Genomic DNA, 12,401 nt, shown 5'->3' on the forward strand with positions numbered 1-12,401 from the left:
ACGTGGCTTATTCGCTGGCCAATTATGGCATTGATGCCTCATTGATTACGCGCCTTCCGCAAAATGATATGGGCAGAGCCTGTATGATGGAATTGAGCAAATATGGTGTGGACACCAGCCAAATTATTTATGGAGGCGAGCGACTGGGGATTTATTTTTTAGAAACAGGAGCTGTGGCTCGTGCCAGCAAAGTGGTTTACGATCGTGCGCATTCGTCATTCTCAAGTATCCGGAAAGGGATGGTTAATTGGGAAGAGGTGTTGAAAGATGCCAGCTTCTTTCACTGGACAGGTATAACCCCTGCCGTTTCGCAAGGTGCAGCCGATGCCTGCCTGGAAGCTATTCAGGTGGCCAACCGTTTGGGAGTGACTGTTTCGTGTGATCTGAATTATCGGAAGAACCTATGGAAATACGGTAAAAAGGCATCTGAAGTGATGCCCGATTTGGTAGCTGGTTGCGACATTGTATTGGGTAATGAGGAAGATGCAGCCATGGTATTGGGCATCCATCCAGAAGGAATGGACGTAACTAGCGGACATGTCGAAGCAGAGGCTTATCGTAGCGTATCACAACAAATCATGCAACAGTATCCTCGCGTGAAGAAGGTGATCACAACGCTTCGCGGTTCCATCAATGCCAATCACAATACGTGGTCGGGTGTGCTGTACGATGGCGAAACATTATTTAAAGCAGCTGATTATGATATCACACACATCGTCGATCGTGTGGGGGGTGGCGATTCATTTATGGGCGGACTCATATATGGACTGCTCACCTACGAAGGTGATGATCAGAAAGCGCTTGACTTTGCTACCGCAGCATCCTGCCTGAAGCATACGATACCAGGTGACTATAACCTGGTGACAGTTGAAGAAGTGGAAAAACTGATGGCTGGCGATGCCTCAGGACGTGTATCGAGATAATAGTTTTTTGAAGGAGGACTGAACAGTAGTGCATGCAACCAAAGTGTTGATGCACGCTGATTCGGTCAATTAAAGCAGACTAGATAAATGGCTAAATATTCAAGAATAGAAGTGTTTCAGGCGATGAAGACGACGGGTGTTGTACCTGTTTTTTTTCATCAGGATATTGATGTGTGTAAAGCAGTGGTAAGGGCTTGCTATAATGGTGGCATCAGGGTATTTGAGTTTGTTAACCGGGGCGATTTTGCCCATGAGTTATTTGCCGAACTGAATAAGTATGCCCTGGCTGAATTGCCGGGAATGATTTTGGGAGCGGGTTCTATTGTTGAAGAAGCCACTACCGCACTCTATATCCAGAATGGCGCCAACTTTATTGTTTCGCCATTATTGAATGAGAACATGGCACGCATTTGCAACCGGCGCAAGATTATGTGGTCACCAGGTTGCGGAACAATCTCTGAAATCAATATGGCGCAAGAACTAGGTGCCGAGGTGGTTAAGTTATTCCCTGCCTCAGAGGTTGGCGGGCCATCATTTGTAAAGGCCGTTAAAGCCCCAATGCCCTGGACTGATGTAATGCCAACAGGTGGTGTTACCTGTGAGAAGGAGAACTTATCAGAATGGTTTGCAGCAGGTGTGACTTGTGTGGGTATTGGCTCTAATCTGTTTTCTAAAGCGATTATGGAAAGGCAGGACTGGGAAATGCTTGAAGAAAAAGCTAAGGAATTAATAGTGATAATAGGTGATATTTGTTCAAGAGAGAATAAGAATATTTAGCTTGACTTTTTATTACTATTAGAAATCTGTTCTTTTTGGGAGTGTAATCTAAACTCTGTCTGGATTCGATTTAGTAGTTTCTTTCTTATTTATTAGTGCAGTAGGTTCTGCAAAAGCGTTGATTTCAGTCTTCGCTTCAAATGGTGATTCACATTGCTCACATATTTCTGGAATCTTCAGCTTGCTTTTTCCCATGGTATTTGCAGTTATTGGATTATTCATTTTAAATGAGGATGAAGTAAGACTGATTAAGGCGCATATTGTCATCAATTAGCGCGCGGTACAGTTATGGTACATATCTATGGTGAAAAACAATGAAATTCCAGTATTATTTAAAACTAATTAAAACACAAAGATCCCGGTAAAACACTGTCTTACCGGGATTTTGTTATTGTTGTCTATCGTTTGTGATAGTCGTTTACTTCACTTCTTCGAAGTCCACATCTGTTACTTCGTCGTCTTTGCCGCCCTGTGCTTCTGCTCCTGCCTGTGCACCTGCATCAGGTCCTGGTTGCGCACCTGCCTGCTGGCTGGCGTTGTACATCTCTTGCGAGGCAGCCTGGAATACAGTATTTAGCTCAGTAGTTGCCGCGTCAATAGCTTCAATGTCCTGTGCTTTGTGTGCTTCCTTCAGCTTTTCAAGAGCCGCTTCGATAGGTTGCTTTTTGTCAGCTGGCAATTTGTCACCGAACTCTTTTAGTTGCTTCTCAGTTTGGAAAATCAAGCTGTCTGCACCATTCAACTTATCAATCTTTTCTTTGGCCTGCTTATCTGAATCAGCATTGGCTTCAGCTTCTTCTTTCATGCGTTTGATTTCGTCATCAGACAAACCAGAAGAGGCCTCAATACGGATACTTTGCTCTTTACCTGTTGCTTTATCCTTAGCTGTTACGTGCAAGATACCGTTAGCATCAATATCAAATGTTACTTCAATTTGAGGTGTGGCACGTGGTGCTGGTGGAATACCATCCAGGTGGAAACGGCCAATGGTTTTGTTGTCTTTAGCCATTGAGCGCTCGCCCTGTAACACGTGAATCTCTACTGAAGGTTGGTTGTCAACTGCTGTAGTAAAGGTCTCAGACTTTTTAGTAGGGATTGTTGTGTTGGCTTCAATCAGCTTAGTCATTACACCACCCATGGTTTCAATACCCAATGAAAGAGGCGTTACATCTAACAGAAGAACGTCTTTTACTTCACCGGTTAATACGCCGCCCTGAATGGCTGCACCAATAGCTACTACTTCATCAGGGTTTACACCTTTTGAAGGCGCTTTACCGAAGAAGTCCTCAACTACTTTCTGGATAGCAGGTATACGCGTTGAACCACCTACTAAAATTACTTCGTCAATTTCTGATGGCGTCATGCCGGCATCTTTCAAAGCTGCTTTACATGGCTCCAGTGTGCGCTGAATCAAGTTGTCAGACAATTGCTCGAACTGAGCACGCGACAAGCTGCGAACCAAGTGCTTTGGAATGCCGTCAACCGGCATAATGTATGGCAAGTTGATTTCAGTGCTTGTTGATGATGATAACTCGATTTTAGCTTTTTCAGCCGCATCTTTCAAACGCTGAAGAGCCATTGGGTCTTTGCGTAAGTCGATGTTTTCATCTTTCATAAACTCATCAGCCAGCCAGTTGATGATTACATCATCGAAGTCATCACCACCCAGGTGAGTATCACCGTTGGTTGATTTTACTTCAAATACACCATCACCTAATTCTAATACTGAGATATCGAAGGTACCACCACCAAGGTCGAACACGGCCACTTTCATGTCGCGGTCCATCTTATCTAAACCATAAGCTAACGAAGCAGCTGTAGGCTCGTTGATGATACGGCTCACTTTCAAGCCTGCAATCTCACCAGCTTCTTTGGTAGCCTGACGCTGTGCATCATTAAAGTAAGCAGGTACCGTGATCACAGCCTCTGTTACTTCCTGACCAAGGTAATCTTCAGCTGTCTTCTTCATTTTCTGAAGTGTCATGGCTGAAATTTCCTGAGCCGAATATAAGCGATCGTCAATTTTAACACGTGGGGTGTTGTTGTCACCTTTTACAACCTCATAAGGCACACGTTTCACTTCGTTTGGAATCTCATCAAACATTGAGCCCATGAAGCGCTTAATCGAGTATACTGTTTTATGTGGGTTGGTGATTGCCTGACGCTTAGCCGGATCACCTACTTTACGTTCACCACCTTCAACAAAAGCTACGATTGAAGGAGTGGTTCTTTTACCTTCGCTGTTTGGAATCACAACCGGCTCGTTTCCTTCCATTACAGAAACACAAGAGTTAGTTGTTCCTAAGTCGATACCAATAATTTTTCCCATTGTTATGTAATTATCTTGTTATTCTTTTAATGTTTGCTTCAAAATTACGGGGAGCAATACTCAAATGGTGTGCCATTGCAAAATGTGCCGTTTTTTGTGCAAATATGACAGAGAAGCATACAAGAAATGGAAAAGTCTGTCAGGTTGAGTGACAGAATGACAAATTTCTATTGCAATCTAATTGTATCGAGCTGGGCAGCATTCTCTGGTTCGACGGTTAAGACGATGTCTTTTTCATCGAGCCCTTGTAGTATCTCAAAAAACTGTTCGTTTTCAATGCCAACATTTACTTCTTGTCTTACGACTGATAGTCCACTTTTTTTGAATACATATTTTAACGAGTCGCTACCTCTGACTGCACTTTTCTCAATAAATAAGGTATTGCTCTTGCTTTGTGTAATTATGGTGTTGCTGGTTGTCATGTTTGGCAGTAGGGCTGCCGTATAGTCATCCAGCTTCACTTTTACTTTAAAGCCATTCTGAAATTCGCCCGGTATTTCCTGTCCGATGTTAGCGATACTAATGATCTGCCCTTTAAACACCTCCTTGGGGAAGGCATCAATAGTAATGTTCACCTGCTGACCGGTTTTAACTTTAGCAATATCAATCTCTTTCACATACATTTCAGAGATAATGGAACTAAGGTCGGGTAGGGTGGCGATCAGCGGCATCCATCGTCCTACGCGGGAGCCTACCTTCACCTTTTGGCCTTCGTAGCTATTGCCGTAAATAATCATGCCATCAGCGGGCGATTTAATGGTGAGCTCGCTTCGTAGTTGTTCCAATAAGGCCTTTTTACGCTCGTAGCGATCCACTTTTCTTTGGTTGCGGGCTATTTTGGTTTTGTGCTTTTGTGTTTTAGTTATTAAGTCGCGTTGTGCTTTTGATAACGAACGTTGAGCTTTTTCAAGTTCGATTTGTGTTTGGCGCTGCACAGCTTTTGATTCAAAACTCGATTGTTCGACTTTTATTTTAGTATCCAATACCAAATCTTTCTCCTTCTGTATGGTTTCTCTTTGAGCTGCCAGCTCGAGGCTGGAGTCAATTTTAGCATCTTCCACCAGGGTATAGTGTTCATTCAGTTTTTCGTTGACGCTGGCCAGGTTTTCTTCAACCTCGGTAGGCTCAAGCTGAGCCACCTGATCACCCGCCTTCACTATTTTACCCTCTTCAACAATGCTGAGGATTTTCATGGCCCATATATCCACCTCGTCATTGAAGCTAACTTCCGGCACCAGTATATCTACGGCTTTTTCGGCCTTTAATTCGCCAGTAACAACCACAGTGGCTTCAATAATTCCTTTTTTTACAGTAACGGTTCTGTCTGAGTTTTTAAGCAAATGCCATGGTTGCCATATGATGATAGCTACCAATGCAACACCTGCTAATATGCCAATGGTCTTTTTATTCATAGTTTAGTTTTCCAAAAGGTAATCCAGCGATTTGATTAAGCTTTCATTGCGGTCAAAATCGTAGAGGGTAATTTGACGAATGGTATAGTAACCTCTCCAGAATTCGGATAAGGCCTCGATGTAACGTCGACGGGCATTATCGAGCGAGTTACGGGCAGCGTTTAATTTAATGACATCTACCTTGTCAATCATAAAACGCTGTTTGGTCACATTGTATCCCAGTTGCGCAACTGTATCAGCTTTTGCCGAGATGTCTACTTGTTCTTCCTGCAGGTTGAATTGAAGGATGCGCATAACGATGTCTTGCTCAAAATCAATCAATGCTTGTTTGACCTCTGCTTCTGCCACTTGCTTATTGGATTTGGCCATCAGTATTTTACCTCGGCGGGTGCCCCAATCAATGATAGGCGCATTGAGTGTTACTCCCAAACCTCTGTCATCGCCGTAGGGTGGGGTGTAGAGGTCGCTTATGTTATCCGCCTGCTTATTGATTCCAATATTGGCACTTAAGTCTGCACTTAAGCCGCTGGTGGAGCGTGTTCGCGCAATGTCTTCATTTGCTCGTATCAGTTTAGCTTCCAAAGCCAGTACCTGTGGGTTATTTTCTTTGGCTAGCTCAAGCGCCTTATCGGCATTGATTTTTAACCCGGGTATGGTATTGGGGATGAGTGGGGTGATAACAATTTCTTTGTCAAAGCCTAAGAATGAGTTCAGCTGGTTTCGCATTTGCTTTAAAGTCACCTCCGCTTTGGTTCTTGACATTTTGGCATTCAGGTAAGTTAGTTCCAGATCCAGCAGTTCATCCTGCGTAACAGTACCTATTTGAAAGCGCCCTTTACCAACATTGTATAATGTATCGGCATTGGCCAGGTTGGTTTCGGCTATGTTAAGATCAATGTGAGCCCCAACGACATTAAAAAAGATTCTGACCGTTTGTTCCGAGAGGGCTTCCATCTCGGCCAGGAATTGCTTTTTCGCCTGTTCAAATTCTAAAGGTCTGAGTTTAGATTCCCATTTGAACTTATTATATCCGGTTAAGGGTTGGCTGAGACGAATACTTATAGGCACTGAAGTATAGCTGGTATTTTCAGAGCGCATATTTTCAAGGCGTCTGGCAACAGATGTGAGGCTCAGCTCACCACCAGTAAATGTGATGTTCTGATTGACCGATAGTCCAATATCATTGGAGATACGTTCATCGGGTACGAAGATAAAATCGCCTGATTCGGAATCGTACTGTGGTGTTACCGAGCGATTGTAATTAAATGGTGTTGTATTGAGACGTAAACCTGGTAACTGCGACGCTTTAAAACTCCTGAAGTCCCAGTAGCTGGCCAGGTACATGTTTTTTGATTTAAAGCTGGAGATGGATTGCAGCTTGGCAAGCTGTATGGCCTCATTGAGTGTCAAACTCATTTTTTGTTTTAACGAGTCGGCTGAGACTTGCGCACCGACTTGTAAATAACCAGTTAATAGGATTAGAGATAGGATGTAACGCATGAGTTTAGTGTCTTAATGATTCAACAGGATCCTGGCTGGCAGCACTTTTAGCCGGGATGTATCCGAATATGATACCTACCGTGGCTGATACGCCAAAGGCAACAATAACAGAAAAGAATGAAACGATTGTTTTAATATCGGCCATCAGGTGAATAAGGTGAGCCAGTAAAACCCCCAGTATGATGCCGATTAGTCCACCGGAGATACTGATTAAGGTTGATTCGGCCAAAAACTGAACAATGATGTCCTTACGTGATGCTCCAATGGCCTGTCGAGTGCCTATTTCGCGAATACGTTCCCACACTGAGGCCAGCATGATGTTCATGATACCAATGCCACCTACAATAAGGGAGATGCCAGCAATTGCACCCAGAACAATATTGAATATTTCATTGGTTTTTTGTTGTTGTTTCAGCAGCAGCTCAGGTACGGTTACTTCAAAATCGTAAATATTGGAATGCCGTCTTAAGATGAGTCGTTTAATGACATCGGCAGTGGCCGATAACTGTTCCGTTTCATCCACCTGAACAATTATCTTATCGAGCTGGTTGGTAGTTTTGCCTGAAGCTTTGGGTGCTTCATCCTCCGGGTTGCCACCCATGAAAAAGACAAATCCGCCACCTGCCATGTTGTCCATTACCTCAGGTTTTATGGCGCCTCTGTCCTTAAAACGCATCAGCATGGTTTTAATGGGGATGATTATTTTGTTGTCACTACTGCTAATACCCATTTCATCAGATGCAGAAGCTGTAAAGTCGCGTTTTTCGATAGTGCCTATTACCTGCAGCCACACCTGGCCACACTTGATGTACTGTCCAACAGGATCACTTTGATTGAAAAAGCGGTTGCGTATATTGTCACCAATTATACAAACTGGCGTTCCCATGTCGGAGTGTTGTTCGCTGAAATGTTTGCCCTGATCAATAACAATATTAAGCATTTCGAAATAGTCAGGTGACACACCTTCAAGCGTTACAGGGTAACTTTTACCCTTTTTAATGGCATGATAGTTCAGTGAGACAACCGGACTGACCTTTTTGACGGATGGTATGGTTTCAATAATGGCATTGGCATCCAATTGATGAAGGCCTTTGGAGAATTTCTTCTTTTTATTGCCATTGTCGGCGTTTTCGCCATTGCCATCTATTGATTGGTTAACAGGTGTAATAATTATATTATTGACACCTACCAGCTTTATCTGTTCGAGCACCTCTTGTTGGGCACCTTTGCCAATGGCCAGCATACTAATAACGGCTGCAACGCCAAACATAATACCAAGAGCAGTCAGAAACGATTTTACTTTATTGGATAAAATGGCTTCTATGGCAATGGTAATATTATGAGCATAGCGCAAGTATATTTGAAACGGAGTTTTTCTCATGGTCGGTGGTATCAAATATTAGCAGGTTCATTGTTTAGGCTGTCTGCCTTTGCTTTTAACTCGCGCTCGTATATTTCAATGCCGCTAAATAGCTTCTTATCTGCATCTGTGGGTGTATTCATTAACAGTTCATCGGATTCATTCACACCATCAATCAGCTGCACATGGTTTTCGTTACTGATGCCTAGCTGCACTATCTGTTTACGATAAGCATTGCCACCTTCTTTAATAAATACAAAGCTCAAAGAGTCGTTGGTGAATATACATTCAAGAGGTGCGTATATAATATCCTCCAGATAAGCCGTATTAATAATGTTGCTGGTGGTCATGGCTGGGCGTAAGTCCTTATCGGTACCATCAATTTTAACAGACACTTCAAACACTTTTGCGTCGCCTTCGGGAATGACTTGCCCGATATTAGCCACCGAAATGACTTCGCCATCAAAGCTCTTTTCAGGGAAGGCATCGATGCCTACTTTGACAGATTGACCTACCTTAACTTTAGAAATATCTATTTCGTTGATAAAGGTTTTGGATAGCATTGAGCTTAGATCGGGTAATTCGGCTATTTGCGGGCGCCAACGACTGATGGTTGAGCCTGCTTTAATCTTTTTGCCAAAGCGATCGTAACTATATATAACCAATCCGGGCTTTGGTGCTTTTACTTCAAGTACTTTGAATAGCTTATCAATGTCATTGACCTTATCCTGCTTTACTTTAACTTTTTCCCACGCACGGTAAACTTTAAACTCGTCTTGCTTTTGTTTCAGCTTATAGTTCCGTTTCTTCTGCTCCAGATCGCGCTCCGAACGTTCAACGTCAAGTTTTGCTTTTCGTTTAACGGCCGGCGACTCGTAAATGGATTGCTCCAGAATCAGCCTCTTTTCTTCCAAATCAACATCAGCATTAAGCAACTCGTCGCGTAATGTGCTTAGATTTAAGTTAGTATCTATTTTAGCATCTTCGTAGGCATTAAGCGATGTTTCCAGCTCCTCCTGTGCCTTTGTTCTAAGTTCTTCAACGGCAGCATGGTCGAGCGTGGCTACATAACCGCCTGAGTCAACGACCGTTCCTTCTTCAACAATGTTCGATACTTTAATCTCGTACATGTCAATATTACGGCTCGACATTTCTTTAGGCAGAACTATAAGTTCAGAGTTTTCTGTCTGTAACTGGCCTGTAGAGTATACACGTGCAGTAAAGTTACCTTTTACTGCTCGGGTAGATAGGTGATTATCAGCTGATTGTTTTCTAGGGATAAATAGTAGGGAAAGGATACCTATAGCTATGCATGCTATAATAATGTAGTGCTTCTTCTTCATAATACGTTAGATGCAGGTTTAGCAACTACGATTTTAGTTAAAAACTATATAACGGCACAAAAAAAAGCCCGTTTTTCAACGAGCTTTCTGTTAAATAATGTTAATAGGCTGTTAAATCAAAGCTTTAATATCATTTATTATTGTTTGTGCTAGCTCATCAGCAGCAGCCATTGATTGAGCTTCGGCATATATGCGTATGATTGGTTCAGTGTTTGACTTACGCAATTGCACCCATTTATCAGGAAAATCTATTTTTAGTCCATCAACCGTGTTGATGTCTTCGTTTCTGTATTTTTCCTCAATGCTTTTTAAGATGCCATCTACATCAATGTCAGGCGTTAATTCAATCTTGTTCTTTGATATGTGGTATTCTGGGTATTTTGCACGAAGTTCGGAGCATTTAGTACCTGATTTTGCCAGATGCGTCAGGAATAAACCAATACCAACCAATGCATCACGTCCATAATGACTTTCAGGATAAATAACGCCGCCATTGCCTTCACCTCCAATTAACGCGTTTGTAGCTTTCATGGTGGCAACCACGTTTACTTCACCAACTGCAGCCGGTGAATATTCGCCGCCAAAGCTGCGTGTTACATCAGCTAAGGCACGTGATGACGACAGGTTGGATACTGTGTTGCCAACTTGTTCCGATAACAGATAGTCAGCTACGGCTACAAGCGTGTACTCTTCACCAAACATACTGCCATCTTCATTAACAATAGCCAGGCGATCTACATCCGGGTCTACCACAAAGCCTACGTCGGCTTTTTTCTCTTTAATAACTTTAGATATCTCAGTCAGGTTTTCTGGCAGTGGCTCAGGGTTGTGTGGGAAGTGGCCATTAGGTTCGCAATAAAGCTCAATGATATTGTTTACACCCAATGCATTCAGAAGCTTTGGCAATGCAACTCCACCAACACTATTTACGCAGTCAATGGCCACCGTAAAATTTGCCTTTTTAATGGCATCCACGTCAACCATTCTCAGGTTAAGTACATGCTCTACGTGTAAGTCAGTATAGTTATCCAGTTCGCTTACTTGTCCCAAGTCATCTACGTCGGCGAAAATAAAACTTTCGTCTTCTGCAATTTTTAGCACCTCGGCACCATCAGCTGCCGTTAAGAATTCACCTTTTTCATTCAAAAGCTTCAGGGCGTTCCATTGCTTAGGGTTATGACTGGCAGTGAGAATTATGCCACCGTGTGCTTTTTCTTCCGTAACAGCTATTTCGGTAGTAGGAGTGGTGGCTAAGCCAATATTTACAACATCAATACCTAATCCCTGAAGACTGCCGATTACCAGGTTTTTGACCATATCGCCCGAGATGCGTGCATCGCGTCCTACAACTACTTTAATTTTACCTTTATGGCGCAGTTTAGCCCATTGCCCATATGCCGATGCAAATTTAACTACGTCAAGAGGTGACAGGCCTTCACCTACCTGGCCGCCTATTGTACCTCTGATTCCAGAAATGGATTTAATTAATGTCATAAATAAATTGCTTTTAAAGATAAGTACGCAAAATTGGTTGTAATTTTTTAAAAAGCCAATAATTTCTTACGAAACATTTTATAATAATTAAATATCCAATTTGTTTTCTTACGTAAGGTTTCGAAAGTCGTAAATCTTAGCTGTATGTTGAAGGGCTTTATTTTTTATTGTGTATTCAGCTAATTTTAGCTGGTTTTTTATCAACTTTGCACAGTTAAATATTTGAGTTTGCCACTGTTGGTAAGCTGATGCAACGAATTGAAATAAATGAAGAAAGAACGAAATAGTGGAGGTCGGCGACGATTTGACGGAGAAGCCAGGCAGGAACATAAACCAAAAGCATTCAGACGCAAGGACTCGGAAGAAAACGGGATGGATGCTTCGCGTCGAAAGCCCTTTGTCAAAAAAGAAGCTAAGCCGGTTGAGGTTGTTTCCGAAACTATGCGCTTAAATAAATACATTGCCAATGCGGGCGTATGCAGTCGCCGCGATGCGGATAAGCTGATTGAAAAAGGTGAAATCACCGTTAATGGCAAGGTGGTGACGCAGCTGGGAACTTCCGTAGGGCGTAAAGATGATATTCGTTACCAGGGACAACGCCTTAATCCGGAAGAAAAAGTATATGTGCTTTTGAATAAACCCAAAGGTTACGTAACAACTGTAGAAGATAAGCATGCCAAACAAACCGTGATGGATTTAGTGGAGGATGCCTGTGAGCAGCGCATCTATCCGGTTGGCAGACTGGATAAACAAACAACAGGTTTGCTTTTGCTTACCAATGATGGAGAACTGACTAAGATGTTGACTCATCCGAAATATAATGCCAAGAAAATCTATCATGTATTCACAGATAAACCGGTTTTTGCCAGTCATCTGGAGCAGTTAGCATCAGGTATTACCTTAGAGGACGGTCCCATCCATGCGGATGCCATCAGTTATGCAGAGAAGGACGATAAAACACAGGTGGGTATAGAGATTCATTCGGGACGAAACAGGATTGTACGCCGTATGTTTGAGCACCTGGGTTATAAAGTGATGAAGCTCGACAGGGTTTATTTTGCAGGTTTAACTAAAAAGGGTGTGCCCAGGGGTAAATGGCGATATCTGACTGATAAGGAAGTGACCAGGCTGAAGGCAGGCATGTTGAAATAGCCTCGTTGAACGATATAATCCCTTGTTATTTAATTATAGCAAGGGATATTTTTTTAAATCCATAAGTGTTTTATAATTTAGAACGGTTAACCAATCTAAACAATATCCCTG

General features: G+C 42.6%; 9 protein-coding genes. 3 read left to right on the top strand and 6 right to left on the bottom strand.

Annotated features, from left to right (window positions below):
* On the top strand, positions 1-923 hold a 923-nt coding region (locus KEM09_RS06660), incomplete at its 5' end, for a sugar kinase (protein ID WP_212227019.1).
* A gap of 87 nt (positions 924-1,010) precedes the next feature.
* Entirely contained in the window at positions 1,011-1,700 is a 690-nt protein-coding gene (locus tag KEM09_RS06665) for a bifunctional 4-hydroxy-2-oxoglutarate aldolase/2-dehydro-3-deoxy-phosphogluconate aldolase (protein WP_212227020.1), read from the top strand.
* Between the two features lie 418 nt (positions 1,701-2,118).
* Here the strand turns inward: KEM09_RS06665 and dnaK are convergent, their stop codons facing one another.
* From dnaK to glmM, 6 genes are all read right to left on the bottom strand, one after another.
* A complete protein-coding gene (gene dnaK, locus KEM09_RS06670) occupies positions 2,119-4,029 on the bottom strand; it encodes a molecular chaperone DnaK (RefSeq protein ID WP_212227022.1) in 1,911 nt (636 codons plus the stop codon).
* A gap of 167 nt (positions 4,030-4,196) precedes the next feature.
* Entirely contained in the window at positions 4,197-5,441 is a 1,245-nt protein-coding gene (locus tag KEM09_RS06675) for an efflux RND transporter periplasmic adaptor subunit (RefSeq protein ID WP_212227024.1), read from the bottom strand.
* Positions 5,442-5,444: 3 nt separating this feature from the next.
* Positions 5,445-6,857 carry a TolC family protein gene (locus tag KEM09_RS06680; RefSeq protein WP_212227025.1) on the bottom strand — a complete coding sequence of 471 codons (1,413 nt, stop codon included), beginning with the start codon at positions 6,855-6,857 and terminating at the stop codon, positions 5,445-5,447.
* 88 nt (positions 6,858-6,945) lie between these two features.
* On the bottom strand, positions 6,946-8,322 hold the full coding sequence (locus KEM09_RS06685) for an ABC transporter permease (RefSeq protein WP_212227026.1): 1,377 nt from the start codon (positions 8,320-8,322) through the stop codon (positions 6,946-6,948).
* 11 nt (positions 8,323-8,333) lie between these two features.
* Positions 8,334-9,644: an efflux RND transporter periplasmic adaptor subunit gene (locus KEM09_RS06690; RefSeq protein ID WP_212227027.1), complete on the bottom strand. Its 1,311-nt coding sequence runs from the start codon at positions 9,642-9,644 to the stop codon at positions 8,334-8,336.
* 111 nt (positions 9,645-9,755) lie between these two features.
* Positions 9,756-11,138, bottom strand: coding sequence for a phosphoglucosamine mutase (gene glmM / locus KEM09_RS06695; RefSeq protein ID WP_212227028.1), 1,383 nt, complete (start codon positions 11,136-11,138; stop codon positions 9,756-9,758).
* A 267-nt stretch (positions 11,139-11,405) separates the two neighbouring features.
* Between glmM and KEM09_RS06700 the strand changes: the two genes are divergently transcribed.
* The gene (locus KEM09_RS06700) at positions 11,406-12,290 is read left to right on the top strand and encodes a pseudouridine synthase (RefSeq protein WP_244824888.1); all 885 of its coding nucleotides are present in this window, start codon (positions 11,406-11,408) and stop codon (positions 12,288-12,290) included.
* The last annotated feature ends 111 nt before the right edge of the window (positions 12,291-12,401 follow it).

The organism is Carboxylicivirga mesophila, from assembly GCF_018271975.1.
GTDB lineage: Bacteria > Bacteroidota > Bacteroidia > Bacteroidales > Marinilabiliaceae > Carboxylicivirga > Carboxylicivirga mesophila.

Excerpts from the sequence above, each read along its gene's own strand:
- KEM09_RS06665 (WP_212227020.1), top strand. The coding sequence starts at position 1,011 with ATGGCTAAATATTCAAGAATAGAAGTGTTTCAGGCGATGAAGACGACG.
- dnaK (WP_212227022.1), bottom strand. The coding sequence starts at position 4,029 with ATGGGAAAAATTATTGGTATCGACTTAGGAACAACTAACTCTTGTGTT.
- KEM09_RS06675 (WP_212227024.1), bottom strand. The coding sequence starts at position 5,441 with ATGAATAAAAAGACCATTGGCATATTAGCAGGTGTTGCATTGGTAGCT.
- KEM09_RS06680 (WP_212227025.1), bottom strand. The coding sequence starts at position 6,857 with ATGAGTTTGACACTCAATGAGGCCATACAGCTTGCCAAGCTGCAATCC.
- KEM09_RS06685 (WP_212227026.1), bottom strand. The coding sequence starts at position 8,322 with ATGAGAAAAACTCCGTTTCAAATATACTTGCGCTATGCTCATAATATT.
- KEM09_RS06690 (WP_212227027.1), bottom strand. The coding sequence starts at position 9,644 with ATGAAGAAGAAGCACTACATTATTATAGCATGCATAGCTATAGGTATC.
- glmM (WP_212227028.1), bottom strand. The coding sequence starts at position 11,138 with ATGACATTAATTAAATCCATTTCTGGAATCAGAGGTACAATAGGCGGC.
- KEM09_RS06700 (WP_244824888.1), top strand. The coding sequence starts at position 11,406 with ATGAAGAAAGAACGAAATAGTGGAGGTCGGCGACGATTTGACGGAGAA.